The 17641-nt window shown below is 41.7% G+C and carries 11 protein-coding genes; 5 read left to right on the top strand and 6 right to left on the bottom strand.

Annotated features, from left to right (window positions below):
* Positions 1 to 12: 12 nt before the first annotated feature.
* On the bottom strand, positions 13 to 2157 hold the full coding sequence (locus tag WDB87_RS01020) for a TonB-dependent receptor (RefSeq protein WP_337848758.1): 2145 nt from the start codon (positions 2155 to 2157) through the stop codon (positions 13 to 15).
* A 196-nt stretch (positions 2158 to 2353) separates the two neighbouring features.
* On the opposite strand from WDB87_RS01020, the gene WDB87_RS01015 reads away from it, so the two are divergent.
* Entirely contained in the window at positions 2354 to 2872 is a 519-nt protein-coding gene (locus tag WDB87_RS01015; protein ID WP_337848757.1) for an Lrp/AsnC family transcriptional regulator, read from the top strand.
* A 54-nt stretch (positions 2873 to 2926) separates the two neighbouring features.
* Here the strand turns inward: WDB87_RS01015 and WDB87_RS01010 are convergent, their stop codons facing one another.
* The 4 genes from WDB87_RS01010 to WDB87_RS00995 all read right to left on the bottom strand — a co-directional run bounded on the left by WDB87_RS01010 (position 2927) and on the right by WDB87_RS00995 (position 7921).
* Complete coding sequence (locus WDB87_RS01010) at positions 2927 to 4201, bottom strand: purine-cytosine permease family protein (protein WP_337848756.1); 1275 nt, start codon at positions 4199 to 4201, stop codon at positions 2927 to 2929.
* A 228-nt stretch (positions 4202 to 4429) separates the two neighbouring features.
* Positions 4430 to 5629 (bottom strand): AGE family epimerase/isomerase, encoded by a 1200-nt coding sequence (locus tag WDB87_RS01005; RefSeq protein ID WP_337848755.1) that lies wholly within the window; start codon positions 5627 to 5629, stop codon positions 4430 to 4432.
* Complete coding sequence (locus tag WDB87_RS01000) at positions 5626 to 6603, bottom strand: carbohydrate kinase family protein (protein WP_337848754.1); 978 nt, start codon at positions 6601 to 6603, stop codon at positions 5626 to 5628. The genes WDB87_RS01005 and WDB87_RS01000 overlap by 4 nt, the downstream gene beginning before the upstream one ends.
* A gap of 16 nt (positions 6604 to 6619) precedes the next feature.
* Positions 6620 to 7921: an MGH1-like glycoside hydrolase domain-containing protein gene (locus tag WDB87_RS00995; protein WP_337848753.1), complete on the bottom strand. Its 1302-nt coding sequence runs from the start codon at positions 7919 to 7921 to the stop codon at positions 6620 to 6622.
* A gap of 197 nt (positions 7922 to 8118) precedes the next feature.
* Between WDB87_RS00995 and WDB87_RS00990 the strand changes: the two genes are divergently transcribed.
* The 4 genes from WDB87_RS00990 (at position 8119) to WDB87_RS00975 (ending at position 14808) form a co-directional block, all read left to right on the top strand.
* Positions 8119 to 10560, top strand: coding sequence for a TonB-dependent receptor (locus WDB87_RS00990; RefSeq protein ID WP_337848752.1), 2442 nt, complete (start codon positions 8119 to 8121; stop codon positions 10558 to 10560).
* Positions 10561 to 10744: 184 nt separating this feature from the next.
* Entirely contained in the window at positions 10745 to 12325 is a 1581-nt protein-coding gene (locus tag WDB87_RS00985) for a sodium:solute symporter (protein ID WP_337848751.1), read from the top strand.
* A 10-nt stretch (positions 12326 to 12335) separates the two neighbouring features.
* Positions 12336 to 13577, top strand: a complete 1242-nt coding sequence (locus WDB87_RS00980; protein WP_337848750.1) for a glycerate kinase type-2 family protein — start codon at positions 12336 to 12338, stop codon at positions 13575 to 13577.
* 73 nt (positions 13578 to 13650) lie between these two features.
* Positions 13651 to 14808: an ROK family transcriptional regulator gene (locus tag WDB87_RS00975; RefSeq protein ID WP_286245334.1), complete on the top strand. Its 1158-nt coding sequence runs from the start codon at positions 13651 to 13653 to the stop codon at positions 14806 to 14808.
* 69 nt (positions 14809 to 14877) lie between these two features.
* On the opposite strand, the gene WDB87_RS00970 is transcribed toward WDB87_RS00975, so the two are convergent.
* Positions 14878 to 17637 (bottom strand): S9 family peptidase, encoded by a 2760-nt coding sequence (locus tag WDB87_RS00970; protein ID WP_337848749.1) that lies wholly within the window; start codon positions 17635 to 17637, stop codon positions 14878 to 14880.
* Between the last annotated feature and the right edge of the window lie 4 nt (positions 17638 to 17641).

Below are 17641 nucleotides of genomic sequence, written 5' to 3'. Positions count from 1 at the left end.
AAGGGAAATACATTAAAATTCGTAGCTGAGCTCTATGCCGTAACTGCGTGGCTTATTAGGTTGGCGGGCAAGCTCGGTTACACCATCGCCAAATAAGAAAATATCTTCAATGGCGCGTTCATCCGTAAGGTTGTCTACGTAAACTTGAACGCTCCATTGATCAGACTTAAGGCCTACGCCGGCATTTAGGTAGGTATAACGCGACGACTCAACATCAGGAATATCAATACTGAATGTTTTAGGGCCTTCAATTAATAGCTCTGCGCGCGAGAACAATGCCCATTCGGCGTTAAGTGCTAAGTTATGATTTGCCGAAAGCCCGTAGTTATATTCAGGCACCCAAAATTGTGACCTGCCAGCAAGTTCGGGGCGCAGTGCAAAGCGTTTAATTTCAGAATCAACAATACCTGCACTGAGGTTAATACTTAAATTGCTGGTGGCAGCAAAGGCGGCTTCAAGCTCTAAGCCTTTGGTTTGTACTTCGTCAATAGAGAGGTTTTCAAGGGTGAAGGTATCTATATTAAATTGGGTAAATTGCGCATCATCTTGCTCAATAATAAACGCGGCACCATTAAGGGTAACTTTGTTATTAAACAAAGCAGTTTTAAAACCTACTTCGTAGCTGTCAGAAATCTCTTTATCAAAGGTGCGGCTAATGCCGTCGGCCGGCTCGTTAAAGCCACCGCTTCTAAAACCACGGGAGTAGCCGGTGTAAAGCAGTAGGTCGTCATTCATTTGGTACGCTAAGGTAACTTTAGGCTGTAATTGGCTAAACGATTTTTTAGCGTAAGTGGCGTCTTTATTGGTTGGGTCGAACGACTCGCGAGTATCGTGATCGTAGCGCATTGCACCGGTTAGCTCTAACTGCTCGTTTATATCGTAGTTAAATTGCCCAGCAAGTGCCCATGCATCGCTGCTGTTGTTATCGATAATGGAAAGATAGGGCTCGTCGTTGGCAAAATCTGCACGCGTTAAAATTTCGGCATCGGTAAAATCATCATAAAATAATACGGCAGTATCGCGGTCGCGCTGTTGATAAAACGCCGACACTGACCATCTAAATGCCTGATCAGACTGGGATGTAAACCGCGACTCTACCGTTAACGATTCAATATCGTATAACCCTTCAGTGCCAAATGGGGCTCTAAAAAAGCCACCTTCGTCAATAAAGGTGGCATCGGCAGAGTAGTCGCCATCGTAAAAGTGCTCGTTTTGAGAATTGCTGTACGCGGTTACAAACTCAAACTTACCTAAATCATAATGCTGGGTTAGTTTGGCGCTTAGCTCATACACATCACGCTCATCTTGGTTAATAATATTTTGTGAGGTATTAATTGAAAAGTCTTCAATGGTGTCATCGCTCACCCCTTGGTAGTAAGCAAATCCGGCTTCGCTCGAGGTGTATTTACCTTTAAGATTTATTGAGGTGTCTTCGCTTAGCTCAAACTCTAACTGAGAGAAAGCCGATTGCTCTTTTAATGGGTCGGCGTAATCGCCTGTGTAGGTATTTTTAATTAGCCCGTCGCTATCTTTAATGTAACCACCGGCTCTAAAATATGCGGTGTTTTCGTCGTTAAGCGAACCCGATACAACCGCATTCAAATTATACGTGTTGCCATTACCTATTGAGCCTTTAATTTTACCTTCAAAGTCCTCAATGGGTTTTTTAGTTGTCACAATAACCGCACCACCAATGGCGCCGCGGCCATACAGTGCGCCTTGTGCACCACGCATAACTTCAATACGTTCAATATCAACTAGGTCTTGGTTTATAAACTCTAAATCGGGGGCGGTAACACCATCAACTACAAACGCTAATGGCGGATCGCCCACCTGCGGTGTAATTAAGCCACGAATAGTAATACGGGCTAGGCCAGGCCTAAAATTATCGAGCTGTGATAGGTTGGGAGTTAAATTAGCAACATCACGAAAGTTAGTAATACGTGATTTTTCGATTGTCTCGGCGCTAAATGCGGTAACAGAGTCGGGCACATTTTGTATCGACTCAATACGCCCGCGCGATATCACCGAAATTTTTTCTATGGTGTCAGTTACTGTTTGTTGTTGTTCTTGCGCATGCACATAGTTTATGCACGACAGAGTAACTGCCGATGCTAATAGTGTTTTACGAAAGCGTATTTTGTTGTATCTGCTCATGTTCTATGTCCTAATGTGACTATCATGGTGATGTTACTTAGTGATAAACATTGTCGCTTTTTCAGACAAAATAATATTTTGTAAACCCTTAATACAGCACACACAAATTGCTGAAAATAACGCTTAAGCGCGTAATTTTATGTATTTGTTGACCTTAAATTTACAAAATTAATTATTATTAAATGTGAAACCGGTTATGAAAAAAACGATAAAAATAGACAGGTACAATCAAAAAATACTGGCAATTTTGCACCTTACTGCAGACCTAACAAATGTTGAATTAGCTGAGCAAGTTAACTTATCGCCCAGTGCGTGTTTTCAGCGAGTAAAAGCGCTAAAAGAGGCAGGGTACTTTAGAACCTTTCATGCGGATATTAATTTAGAGCAAATTTGTGAGCACGTGTTTGCCTACATGGAATTTACGCTAGAGGACAATAACCTAGCAGCACGTCGTAAGTTTTTAGCTGACATACACAACATCCCCGAAATAATGGATTGCATGCAACTAAGTGGCGATATTGATTATATTTCTTTTTGTTGCTTTGCAGATATTCAAGCACTTAATGCAATGTGCGACAGGCTAACCGGTAGCTCACAGTATACAATTAAAAAGCTGACTACACGCATAGTGCTTGAGCGCGCTAAGTTCTTTTTAGGCTACCCGCTTGAAAAACTAAAATGGCGAGACGAAATGAAAGTAGACGATGAAGAGTAGCTCCCTAATTTAGATAAATAAAAAGGCGCATCACGCGCCTTTTATTGTTTAAAACTATTGCTGAATAACCGGTTTGGGCGCAATGGCTTTTGCAAACAGGGTATAAATAATGGCCGTTAATATAATGGCATCAATCACGGTAATGCCACTCATTGATACGTTAAATAAAGCGCCATTACACACCGCATAGGCTGCGCCTACAAACCATGCGCTAAACGCGGGGAGTGAAAAGTTAGCGTTATTTGCTAAAGCAACTGCGCTATAAGCTTGGGGTTTAATAAACAGTGCATCAACAATAATTACGCCCGCTACTGGTACAAATATATCAGACAAAAACGCTAAAAAGCTTATAAACATATCTAAAATATTAATAAAGGCTGCGCCAATTCCCACCAAACCTAATAACACAATAACCCACTTTTTATGCCAATGCGGGAAGGTAGCCTCCACGCTAAGTGCGGTACTATAAAGGTTTAACGAATTTAAAATCCAGCTGCCTGCTATCACAATAAAAAACGCCGAAAACCCCAAATTGAGCGCAAGCATTAAGCTTAATATTTCGGTTTCTTGCATGGCGGCAGCGGCAAACACAGCAACAAAAATAACCAACAGCTCAATAACCATATACGCAATAAATGAGGTATACACGCCGCCACGCTTTTGCTTAGAAAAGCGAGTTATATCGGGCAATATTATTGCGCCAATAATAACGCCGCCAACAATGGCAGCTACACCATCTTCAAGCGAAAGCGCTGCTGATTTTTCTAAATTAATAAAATTAACCAATGGCATAGTATCGAGTGCGCCAAAAAGCATCATAGCGGTGACTGCAGCTAAAATAGGGATCATTATTGAGGCCAGTACGTTAATTGCTTTAAACCCATACAATGTGGTTATAAGCATGGCGCAACCTGCGACTATATCGATAGGCCATTCGGGCATAATAATATTAAATTCTGCACTGAGTAAGCGCACCACTGCATTAGAAAACAAATCAATATTTACGCCAAACCAGCCAATTAACGATAAAGCAAAGGCAATATTAACGATGCCCGCGCCAGCATTACCAAACGCTATTTTTACCAATAGATAAGAGCTTAAGCGGCTTTTTACACCTATGGTGCCCATGGCGCCACCAATAATGGTTAAAATAAGTGAGCCAATAACTAATGCCCAAAGCGTGTTACTCACACTCGAATTTTGATGTATTTCTAGGCCGGTGATAAAAGTGGGTAGTGAAAAGCTGAGCATTGCGGCTATGGCTGCAATGCGCGGCCAAGCAACAAGTTCGCTGGTATTAATACTGTGGGGGTCGTTCCCGTTTGGCATTGCCTGTTTCTCTTTTTTATTATCTTTTATATTACTATACGCCGCTGGCGTGCAAAATTTTTTACTATTAGGTGTTTATTCAAAATATGCGGTTTTAAAAGCAGGGCGTGTACAAAATTATATTTTGTGGTGATTATTATGTATTTGAAAAGCGCTATAAACTAGGCAAAAAAAAACCGCCAAAATGGCGGTTAAAAGGTCTACACAACAAAATATAACTATTTTTTGTTATTTTAATAACGCCAACACATCAAAGCAGGCACCCATAGTATGGTAATCAGTTTTACCAATAGGGCTTTTTTCGGTATCTATTTTTTTGTTATCTACGGTTAAAATTCTAAACCACGCACCGTATTTATGATCAACTAAGTGCTGCCATGAGTACTGCCAAATTTTGTCATACCACTGCTGGTATTTTTCATCCTCTGTGGTTTCATAAAGGTAGGCTGCACAACAGAGTGTTTCGGCTTGCACCCAAAAGTACTTGTCGTCATCGCATATGCTTTTATCTGGCGCAAATCCGTAACAAATACCGCCGTGTTGTTTATCCCAGGCAACGTTTATTGACTCATCAAATAACGCTTGAGCACGTTCTACAAGCCAAGCTTGTGGCTTATGCTTATTTAAAAACATTAATAGTTTTGACCACTCAGTTTGATGACCTGGCTGGAAACCCCACGGGCGAAACAAATTTTTTGGATCGTCTTTGTTGTATTCTAAATCAACCTGCCAATTTATATCGTAGTGCTCCCAAATAAGCCCACCCATTAAATTAGCTTGGCGATTAACCATGTTATCGGCAAGTGTAAGCGCACGATTTAAAAATAGCTCATCTTGAGTTGCTTCATACGCGGCAATAAGTGCTTCGCAGGTGTGCATGTTGGCGTTTTGGCCGCGATACGGATCGCACTTAGTAAAGTCACTGTTGTGCTGATCTTTATATAAACCTGCTCTTGTGTCCCAAAAATGTGTTTCCATTGTTTGAAATGTATCGTTTAGGTATTCGCGCGCCTGTGTAACACCTACGCGGTATGCCCAGCTGTAGGCTAAAATCACGAACGCAAAGCCATAACAGTGGTTGGTATCATCAAGTACAGTGGCGTTACCTTTATCAACACTCAATAGCCAATTGTAGCCACCGGTTTGCTCAACAAAATGGTGTTTACGAATAAACTCAATACCCGATTTAACACGGTTTAGGTACTTTTCGTCATTAAAGGTTTGGTACGCACGTGCATAGTTAAATACAAACCGAGTAGAGCTTACTAGGTGGCGAGTTTGCTTATCAAATACCTCACCATTATCTGAAAAGTTTTGGTAAAAACCGCCATGCTCATCGTCAATGTTAGGCTCATAAAATGCCAGTGTATCGGCAATGTGCTGCGTTAAAAATTCGCGGCTTTTAAAGTTATCAGGTGTGTGGCTCATAGTGTGCTCCTAAAATCATTTAGTGATTTTTCGTTAGGCAAAGACGTAAATGCCCCTTTGTAAGATGCGGCATGTGCACCACATAACGAAGCAAATTCAAAAATAGTTGTGAGTGTTTCGGGGCTGTCGCAAAGCTTACTAAAAGAGCTAGGTGTCAGATTTTGTAAGCCTAGCTGATACAGCAACCCACCTACAAATGCATCACCTGCGGCGGTGGCATCAACCATAGTCACTTTTTTTGGGATAAGCGTTTGCCTGGCATTTTTTGTGTACCAATGCATTGGGTTGCCTGCATCGGTAACCACAAATAACTCACAGCCATTATTAAGCGTATGAGCAATAAATTCTTCACCCGTTTGTTCACCCGCTAAGTATTCAAGCTCTTCTTTTGAGGCTTTAATAATAGAGCAGTGTTTTAGTAAGGGTAAAATATGCTCACGCGGATTGGCATTACTTGGCCATAAGTTAAGGCGTAAGTTAATGTCAAAACTGACAATCGCATTATTTTGTTTAGCAAATTCAACACCGTAAGCAGTTGTTTTACGTACGCGCTCGTCGGTTAAGGTGTTTGAGCAAATATGAAATATGTCGCATTGCTCAAACCATTCACTGCTAAAGTCATCATTACTAAAGCGTAAGTCGGCGGTGTTATCGCGATAAAACTCAAACGTACGGTCGCCGTCGTCATCAAGCGATACAAACGCAAGGGCAGTTTTAGCTTGGCTTGTAAAGCGCATAAAGTCGGTTTTTACACCTTGCTCTTTTAAGGCGTTATGTAAAAAACTGCCAAAACTGTCGGTGCTCAGCATGCCCGCAAAGTAAGCGTTACCACCTAGCTTTGCAATGGCTACGCTTACGTTTGCAGGTGCACCACCTGCAAACTTAGTAAATGCTTCGTGCTCGCTGTTGTTTTGACTTAATTTATCTGAGAGTAAATCAACCAGTACTTCACCAAAACATATTGTGTGTTTCATGATGCTGCCTTAGTTATTAATCAAGTAGCCAATGCAGTGCAATTGCTGCTGTCCATGAGAAATCTTTACCTCCACAGCCTGCGCCAGTCTCTGGGTTAAAGTATTCGTAGTAACCCGATTTAAGCACTAAGCCGCGGGTGTCATCCTGAATTTTTTCAGCAGTTGTCACAAAGCCTGCTTCTTTTAGGCCTGTGGCTATCATCCAGTTAATGTGTAACCAAATAGGGCCGCGCCAGTAACGCTGTGGTTCGTACTTTTCTTCTTTAGGGTGGGTAGATGCCACACTAAATTGGCTCGACTCAATAAAGTCTTCAGTTGCGGTATTAATTATCTGGGTTTGCTCGTTAGATGTTAAACCAGCATAAACAGTTAATAGTGCTGCTGAGGTTTTAACTTTAGCTAGGCTATTTGTTAGCACGTCTTTACAGTAAAAGTATTTGCTTTTATCACACCACAGGGTGTTAATAGATTGTTGTGTAAGCTCAGCACGTTGGGCTAAATAATCGGTACGTGCATCGTTTAAACCAAGTTGCTCACCCATTTCGAGTAAATCTTTTGTGGCACGATGCAAAATAGCAATAATACCTAGGTCGTTCATTTTGTACGGGCAGGTTTCGTAAATTACTTTGCTATCAAAATTGTTACGTTTAAAAAAGTCTACTAGGTATAAAAAGCGGTCGTACTCACTTTTATGTGGGCGCTGCGACGAATCTACATGGCTTGTATCGCGACGAGTGTACTCCCAGTCAACACATGGCACAGCTTGGAGTGCGTCATCCCATGATGGACTGTTATCCATGCCCGACTCCCACGGATGGTAAGTCACTACTAAACCTGTATTTTCAGGATCGCGGTCGTTGTACCACCATAAATGGTAATCAACAACCTTTGAAAATAGCGCCTTAACCTTTTGCTCTGCAAAGGTTTTATCTTGTGCGCTTGCAAGCATTTCTTTCATTACTGTGGCCACAACGGGTGGCTGCGAAATAGACGTACTTTTAATTTTTTTGTCTGATCCCCACACATCCGGACCTGGGAAATACGTGTCGGCATCTTTATGAAATAAGATATGTGGCACCATGCCGTCATCCCACTGACCTGAAAATAACACATCAATTTCTTGCCACGCACGCCCCTCATCAGACTTCATCCAACCAAGCGCAGTTATTGCTGAATCCCAGTTCCATTGAAACGGGTAAAGGCCATGTGTTGGTACTGTATAGCCACCTAAATCGTTTGCTATAAGTGTTTTAGTAGCAAGGTCTGCAAGTGATGAAGCAGTGGCTGCATCAATTTTACTGCTGTTTATAGTAGTCATATTGGGTGCTCTTTGTGTGTTATTTTCAATTTGGATAATATTAAAGCACTCATTATGGGTTGTAAATGTTTTTTTTCTGTGCTTAAATCCTGTTCGAAGTAACAAAAAACTAACATGTATATCTTGATTATTTCTACTTTACTTAGCCACACTCTAAGTAAATACACACAGACAACTAGCACAATTGGAGAATACCCGTGAATAAAACAACGATCGCCTCTATTGTATCTTTATGCCTCACACAGGGCGCGTTTGCCGCAGAAGAGTCTGCGCCAGATACAGCAAAAAAAGCTAACAACGTTGAGCGTATTATCGTCTCTGGTACCAGTAAAGGACGTGTAATTTCAGATACTCCACAATCTGTAACCTCAATTAGCGAAGACGAATTAGTAAAGCTTTCATCAAGCAGCCAAGCAGATGTACTCCGTTACATCCCAGGTATTAAAGTAGAGGGGGGCGGTGGTGAGGTTGCAACAAACCTACAAGTAAGGGGCTTGCCTTCGTCGGGTCAGTTTCAGTTTACGCCTTTATCGTATGATGGTTCACCTAGTTTGAGTGTTTTTGGCTTAAACTCGTCGGCATTTGATGTTTACTACCGTAATGACTTAGGCATTGAGCGTGTAGAGTTTGTACGTGGCGGTGTATCTAACTTATTTGGCCAAGGCTCTGTAGCGGGTATTATTAACTACATTTCTAAAACGGGCAGTGATGATCCGCAAAGTACCGTGCAAATGGAGCTATCTGATCAGGGGCGTACTCGTTTAGACTTTGCTACAAGCGGACCGCTTAACGAAGATGGCCTTTACTATGCGTTATCGGGTTTTTACCGTTACGACGAGGGCCCGTTAGATACAGGACTTGAGACTAAAGGTACTCAGCTTCGCGGTAATATTCGTAAAGAATTTGATGACGGCTCAGGCTCATTTACGGTTTATGGCCAATACATTGACGATCAAGCGCAGTTTTACCTTCCTATTCCGCTTGATGGCGATAGCCGCGAGCGTTTAATTGGTAACGATGGCAGCGAAGTGGAGTCACTACAAACTGCCAATTTATCTAACCTTACCTATGACACTGCAAATGGTCGTTATGAATCGCCAATTAGCGATGGTGTGGTGACTAAAGGTGGCTCTATTTCAGTTGTATTTGAAAAAGAGCTAGCCAACGACTTTGCAATTAACATGCGCAGCAAATACGCAAAGTACCAGCACGAATTTAACCTATTTTTAGATGGCGACGGTATTATTAACGTCCCTGAGAGCCAAGAAGACTTTTTAGCTAATCGTGGTTTAGGCGATGCAAGTGGTGCTGCGTTTACTTACACCGCATCGGGTCAGGCACTTGCAAGTGATGACTTACTATTTGCTAACCGTATTTTAGACCGCGATCGCCCAGCTGAAGATTTTTCTGCCGAATTTAATGTTATTAAAAGTATTTTTGTTGGCGATTTTAGCCATGATATTACGGTAGGTACGTTTTTTTCACACAGTGAAGCCGATGACGATAACGTTATTACCACCTACTTAGGTGAGTTTAACAATAACCCTGAGCTGGTGGATTTAACGTACACCAATGCCGATGGCGATGTTGTTCAGTACACACAAAATGGCATTAGTGGGCCTGGTATTTCATACACTAACCAAACTATTAGCGCTACGCGCCGTGCACTTTATATAGCGGATCAAATGGAAAGCGATGATTGGATTATCGACTTTGGTGTACGTTATGAAGAAATTGACGGCAAAATTAGCCGTGAAGGCAGCCAAGTCGTTCAGATTTCTGATGACCCAACGCTTGCCCCTAACTTACAAGTTAACACTACGGGCAGTGGTGTAATGACTTACGGTGAAGTCGACACCTCTGAATTTGCGGTATCAGGTGCGGCGTTATATCGCTTAACTGATAATTTAAATGTATATGCCAATGCATCACGCGGGTTTTTCTTCCCAGAAATTAGAGGTATTCAGTTTAACGATTTAGGCGAGCCTGCCAGCTACGAAGCCGAAATTGTTGAGCAAGGCGAACTAGGTGTTAAATTTTTTGATAACGACTTTAGCGGTAGCATCGCGTTATTTAGAACTGACTTAAAAGACAGGCGCAGCGTAGACTTTGTAAACGATGGTAACGGGGGCGTATTAGAGCTGCCAGTTATGCAATCGACCAAAGCAACAGGCGTGGAGCTTACTGGTCGTTACGATATTACCGACGAGTGGGCTGTTGATGCCAACATGACTTACACCGACCACGAATTTACTGAGTTTGACTCAGACCCTTCTATTATTGGTAATGAGTTACGCCGTAAACCAAAAATATTATTTAACTCATCCATTAGTTACACCGCAGATAGCTGGGATGCTGCTTTGTATCATAACTTTACCGGTAAAAACTATGCCAACGATGCAAACTCGGTAGAGCTTGATTCATTTCACTTATTTAGATTTGATGCAGGTTATAACTGGCAAATTGCACCGGAGCAAACAGTACGTCTAAGCGTAGGGGTATTTAACTTGTTTGACTCTGATGGTGTAACCGAAGGCTCGCCGCGTTTAGGTAATAGCCAAACGTCAGACAACCCTTACTTTGTAGGTCGCCCAATTCTCCCACGACGCGTCACATTAAGAGTTAAATACGACTTTTAAATAAATGCTTTATGCCTATTAACCTACTTTGGGGTTAATAGGCTTTTTGCATTGTGATGCATTTTTCAGCTAAGTTAGTGATAGGTTTATTTTTAGGTACTGTTTAGAAGTAAGCAAATAACAAACTTGGTTTTTATTTTTGAGAAGGCGCTGTGTTTTCTTATTTTGAATACGCGAAATAATTATGAATATATTAGATTTTTCAATAGTTGCTCTCTACCTTGGTGCCTTATTGGTAATGGGGTTTATGCTACGCGAACAAACCAATAAAAGTGATTACTTTTTAGGAGGCAAAAGCTTAGGATGGAAACCGCTGGCTTTGTCGGTAATGGCCACTCAGCTTTCGGCTATTAGCTTTATCTCGGCTCCTGCATTTGTTGGTTTGCGTGAAGGCGGTGGTATGCAATGGCTCTCGTATGAGTTAGGTGTACCGCTGGCGATGATTTTAATTTTAGCGACTATTTTACCTAAGCTTTATAAAAGCGGTATTGTCAGTATTTACGATTACTTAGAAATGCGCTTTGGTCGTTCTACCCGTGTGCTTATTAGTGTGGTGTTTCAGTTTAGCCGCGCATTTGCCACCGGTATTATGATTTATGCCGTATCGCTTATTTTACAAGGCACTATGGGAATAGAAGCGTGGCAAGCCATTGTGCTTACCGGTGTTATAACTGTTTTATATTCACTACAAGGCGGGATGAAAGCGGTTGTATATGGTGATGCCATTCAAATGATCATCATTGTACTGGGTACCATTGCCTGTATTGGCTTTGGGCTTTATCACTTAGGTGGTGTTGATACCTTTATTGCTAATGTTGATTCGAGCCGGTTAGAAGCTATAAAACTTGATTCGTTTGGCTTTAGTGGTGACGGCTTTGGCTTTTTACCTATGATTTTTGGTGGTGTAGTACTTTACGCTTCGTACTACGGGTGTGACCAAACGCAAGCACAGCGTGCGCTTAGTGCAAAAGATCCTAAAAACTTGCGCTACATGATTTTAGCCAACGGCGTAGTGCGTTTTCCTATTACTATTTTATATTGTGTGTCGGGCTTAATTGTAGGCACACTGGCTATGAGTAACCCTGAGTTTTTAGCCAAAATTCCAGCGGATAACCCAGATTGGATGATGCCAATATTTATTTTAGATTACTTGCCGCATGGCCTAATTGGTTTATTAGTTGTGGCTATTTTATCTGCGGCTATGTCGTCACTTAGCTCAGCTATTAACTCGCTTTCGGCGGTCAGCATTGAAGATTACAGCCGTATTTCTAATAAAGAGCTAGACCAACCAACGTATTTAAAACTGGCTAAGTACTTAGGCTTAGCATGGGGCGCAATTACGCTTGTGTTATCACTTTTTGCGGGTGACATAGCGCCCACTATTATTGAAGCCATTAACAAAGTAGGCTCACTATTTTATGGCCCAATACTCGCGGTATTTTTAATCGCAGTGTTAAGTAAACGAAGTGCAGCCCTACATGCAAATATAGGTTTAATTAGTGGTGTACTAATTAACTTACTGGTGTCGATATTTGCGCCCGATGTATTTTGGTTTTGGTGGAACTTTATTGGATTTGTATGCACTGCAATTATTATTTATGTAACCAGCCGCGTTATTCCTCGTGACGTAAACGAAGTCGCTAAAGCGCAAAACGCTGAGACAACCTCAAACTCTATTTTAACCGGTAAAGATATCGTTATGCTGCTGAGCATGTTTGTTGTGATGGTATTAATTTGCCTTGCTATTCCTTCAATTTTTTCGTGAGCTTTGACTAATGGATGCTAACAAGTCGTTTTTAATCGATTTATTTACCACTGCGGTAAATGCCTGTAAACCGAGTGCTTGCATGAGCAAGTACTTAAAAAATATAGATGCCAGCAATGGCTTATGTGTGGTAGGTGCCGGTAAAGCAGCCGCAGAAATGGCCGCTGAGGTTAATCGCTTTTATGGTGATAAATGTTTTGGCGCTGTAGTGACACGTTATGGCTACGAAAGTGCTGGCGATACTGGGCGCATAAAAGTACTTAGTGCTAACCACCCAACACCAGATGATAACAGCTTAGCTGCAGGTAAAGCACTGTTAGAGCTTGTAATAAATAACCCTGCCGATATTCCTATTTTGTTTATTATATCAGGTGGTGGCTCGTCATTGATGTGCCTGCCTGTTGATGATGTACCGTTTGCGCAAAAGCAGGCACTTAATCAGTTTTTACTTAAAAGTGGTGCAAGTGTTGATGAAATTAATGTTGTGCGCAAACAACTCTCGCTTGTTAAAGGGGGCAAGTTAGCGCAAGCGGCTAAATCGGATTATGTAACGCTGATTATTTCTGATGTAGTAGGCGATAAGCCAAGCGATATTGCATCTGGCCCCACTATTAGCGATGGCAGTACTAAAGCTGATGCGCTGGCTATTTTACAAAAGTATAATTGGCCAGTTATAAGTGAGATTGAAGCCCATTTACTAAAACCTGAGCAAGCGCGTGCAGCCGATACAGTGGGAGAGCACTTTATTGTAGCTAATGCGCAGCATGCGATTGATAGTGCTATTGATGTAGCACAGCATCAAGGTTGGGATACGCAAGTACTTGGATACGATATTCAAGGTGAGGCAAAAGAGGTTGCCCGCGTACACGCTAAAATTGCCCTTGAGGAAAAAGCAAAAGGCAAGCGCGTTATGTTGTTCTCAGGTGGCGAGCTTACAGTAACCGTTGCCGATGTATACGGCGATGGCGGTCCTAATCAAGAGTATTTAATGGCACTGGCTGATGCGCTAAACGGCGAAGCGGGTATTTACGCAATAGCGTGCGATACTGACGGCGTTGACGGTAGTAAAGATGTTGCTGGCGCGTATATAGATAGCAGTACGATTGCTCGTGCAGAGGCCGCCGGCGAGAACTTACAAGCGCAGTTACAAGGTCATAATAGCCATCAGTTTTTTAAAGCTATTGATGATTTAATTATTACGGGGCCAACAAACACTAACGTTAACGATTTTAGAGTCATTGTGATTGAATAGGCACTGCGCCGTACTTGTTCTTTATAATGGTTTAACGTAATCTTGTGCTCCAATTTTATTAGGGTTAATAGCTATGTTTTCGCTAAATAACAGTAACTTATTACGCTCAGGTTTTGAGCTTGGAAAAGGCGATAAGCTTTTTCAAGACATTGAGCGTGATATTATTAAAGTGGTGTTTTGGGAGCAATGCGTAACACAAAGCCATATTGTGAGCGCCACCCGAATTCCGCAACAAACTGTCTCGCGTTTACTTAAGTCGTTAACCCAGCACGGCGTAATAGTGCAAACCGATACACTCATTCCTAATAAAAAAGGCAAACCTGGTTTTGGCATTGCGCTAAACCCTGATTACGGGTTTACCTTTGGTTTGGCTATTTTACTTGATGCCATTTCACTTGCGGTTATGGATTTTACTGGCAAAGTGGTTTACACCCACATGCAGTTAATGTCAGATATGAGCATTAATAACGTGCTTAAATGCGCGCAAAAACTGGTGGATGATATAAGCGCAGAACGCGATATTCCAAGCGATAAAATACTGGGCATGGGTGTGGGTATTTCAGGCTTTTTTAGTTCTATGGACGGTAAAATGAATACCCACCATATGCTAGAAGAGTGGTCGCAAGTTGATATTATCGATATTGTATCGCAGCACTTTCAGTTACCTACTTGGGTGGTGAACGACGCCACAGGCGCAGCCGCTGGCGAGGGCGTTGCAGGTATTGGCCGTGAATACAAAAACTTTGTATATATGTTTGTATCGGCCGCATTTGGTGGCGGTATAGTTAATAATAGCGACGTACTGCGTGGTACTTACGGTAACGCTGGCGAGCTTGGCGATATGCTACCGCCTAAGCTATATGCTCATCCTAATTTAGAGTTACTAAAACGTATTTTGAAAAAAAATGGCGTTGCGGTTAATTCAATTTACGATTTACACGATAACTTTGACCCAGAATGGCCAGGCGTTGAAGAGTGGCTATTTAAAGTTCAAGACTCGTTTGATTTAGTGGCAACTTGTTGCTCAGCGCTATTAGATGCTGAAGCCATTATTATTGGCGGCCATATACCTAAAGAGCTGGCTGAAAAAGTAATCGCCCGCACTGAGGTGTACGCGCAATTTAGACGCGGGGCCAAACGCCCAATGCCTAAGCTGGTGGTGTCTAATATTGATAATTTTCCGGTATCGATAGGCGCAGCCACATTGCCTTTTAGAGAGCTGTGTTTGTAGTTTAAGAGAAACCTAAAAACAAAAAAGCCGATATTGTTTATGCAATATCGGCTTTTTTATGTGGGTTATTTACTCTTCAACGAATGCTTCGCCTTGTGTCATCCACTTTGCAGCTGGTTTGCCTTTTAAGTAATGATCAAAATACTGCATCATACGTACTGAAAAATCGACCTGATTAGGAAACTTTTTCAAATGATGCGGTTCGCCTTCGTATTGTAAAAAGGTCGCATCTTTACCTGCTCTGCGCAGTGCAAGGTAGTACTGCACGCCTTCGTGCCACGGCACTGCATCGTCTTTATCGCCAAACATAATTAAAATAGGGGTATTTACTTTATCTGCAAAAAACACCGGTGAGTTTTCAATGTAAAGCTCGGGTGCTTCAAATAAGTTTTTACCTATACGGCTTTGCCCTGTTTCGTATTGAAATTGACGTGCAAGGCCCGACTTTAAACGTATGCCACTGTAAGCACTGGTCATGTTTGAAACCGGAGCCCCCGATACAACCGCTTTAAACATATCTGTTTGAGTGATCATAAATGCACTTTGATAACCCGCCCATGAATGCCCTTGTAGGCCTATTTTACCTGGGTCAGCTATACCTAAATCTATTAATTTTTGAGTGGCGTTTATCATGGTTTGCGTTGACGATTTACCCGGGTGGCCTATTTCAAAGCGAATATCAGGTAAAAATACAGCGTAACCGTTTGATGTAAACATAGGGAAGTTAGGACGATGATTTAGCTCCATTTTAGGAAAATCATACATGCGCTGGCTCATGTAGCGATAAAAGTATACAACAACCGGTACTTTATCGCCTTTTTTATAGCCTGCAGGTTTGATTAGCACCCCTTGTAAGTCTTCGCCATCAAAGCCTTTATAGCTTATTAGTTCTGGCTTTTCGCCCCAGGCAAAATCAGCAATTTGTGGGTTTAAATGAGTCACCTTTTTAGGCGCTGAAAAGCTAAAGTCAGTTTGGTAGTAATCAGGAAATTGTTGGTAAGTTTGCTCGGTAAACAGGTATTTATTGGCATTTTTTGCTTTTTTAACCACATCAAAGCGTTTATTACCGCTAAGTACTTTAGTGACTGTGTTTGAGGCTAAGTTGAGCTTAGCAACTTCACGCTGTTTTGATTGTAAGTTCACAGCCGATAGTAGCAACGTGTCGTCTTTATTATAGCCAACGAGGTTTTTATCTAGCTGAATTACGCGGTATTGGGTGCGTGTATTTTTACCGTTTGTAAGTTGGGTTGCTTGTTGGGAATTTACATCAAACGCCCAAATATCGTATTTGCTATACACTAATACTTGGCTGCTGTTATTTAACCAACCGGCAAACCCATAGCCAGGCTGCTCTGATGGGTAGTCGTGCTTATCATCTGCAAAAGTGGCATTTATAGCTTTGCTAAGCGCAGTTACTTTATTATTTTTTAAATCTTTAAGCTGAACTTGGCTATTAGCAAAATAAGCGGCGTACTGACCATTTGGCGCAAGGCTTGGTGTAAACGGAGAGTTTTTAACAATTGTTGTTTGCTCACCGGTATTTACATTTATGCTGTAGTAGTCGGCAAAAAAGCCGCCGTACATTATTTTTTCAAGATGAGCTTGGTTTGAGTAGCCTAATACGCTGTGGCTTCGCTCAGTGTTAAGCGCTAAATCGCTCACTTTTTCATTGCTTAGCTGTACTGTTTTTTGACTTTCTAAATGAAAAACAGCGCTGTAATGACGGTTTTTATTTACCTTATTCCACTGTTGTTCTTCGCGTGGTTTTATTTGAGCGTCGTTATTGTGCCAAACGTTCAGCTCTTTATGCTCACGAATCGTGTCAAAGTCATACAGTGACGCTTCGTCGGTGTACTCTTTTGCTTTTACTTTTGCGGCAAGCTTAGGGTGGTTTTCAAAATATAAACGCTCGCCATCTTCGGAGAATGTAATTTTTGCTGTTTTACCTATGACCCACTCTTTATTAGGGGAGTCGATGGTACTAAGGGTATTATTTTGCCAAAGATTTAGTTTATATTGCCTGCGGCGCTCATCATTGTTTACGTAGTTGCCAAGGCTAAATGCTGCAATATCTCTACTTGGATGCCACACAATTGTTTGCGCAATAACACCTGGCTCGTCAATTAGTACACTTTGCGTAAAGTTGTTATTTAGTTCAAGCAGTACAATTTGATTATTATTGCCATCGCTAAAGCTTTGGCTGGCAAGTAGCTGAGCGCCATTGTGGCTTATGGCGTAACTAAATACATTATTTACACTATGTGTTGTATTGTTGTTTAAATCGACAATTATCAGCTCAAAGCTTTTGTCTTTTTTGTCTGGCGTGATTTCGCTTTTTTCTTCGGTTTTATCGTCGCTGGTTTCGTCTTTTTCAGCTTTTTGATCAACTCTGTAAGCAAGCCACTGGCCATTATCAGCTAATACATAATCTTTAACGTCGGCAAATTGGTGTTTTTCGCCGGTTTGAGTGTTGACTAAAATGAGGTTGTTTTTAAGCTCAGCTTTCTTTTTAGTAGTTTCTTGCTCTAAAAGCGTAGGAACTTGTGTAAAGGCCACCCAATTAGCTGCTTTGTTAATAACGGGCTTAGTGCCGCGATCTACAGTACTTAATAGGGTGTTTGTTGTTAAGTCATAAACTTGGCCACTGGCGTTACCGCGATATGGTTTGGCGCTAAAGCTGAGGATTTTACCATCATCTGAAAGTTGTGTGCTCTTTGCGTACTTAAAACCGAATACGTCTTTAAATTCTAACGGCTTTTGAGCCCAAGCAGCCGGGCTTGCTAAGCTTGCAACCAGTGCTGAGCTTAAAAAGGTGAGCGTTGTTTTCATTATT

The sequence above is a fragment of the Pseudoalteromonas sp. C12FD-1 genome (assembly GCF_037414265.1).
Lineage (GTDB): Bacteria > Pseudomonadota > Gammaproteobacteria > Enterobacterales > Alteromonadaceae > Pseudoalteromonas.
The sequence above is the reverse complement of the archived record's forward strand: the minus strand, read 5'-3'. Positions and strand labels throughout refer to the sequence as shown.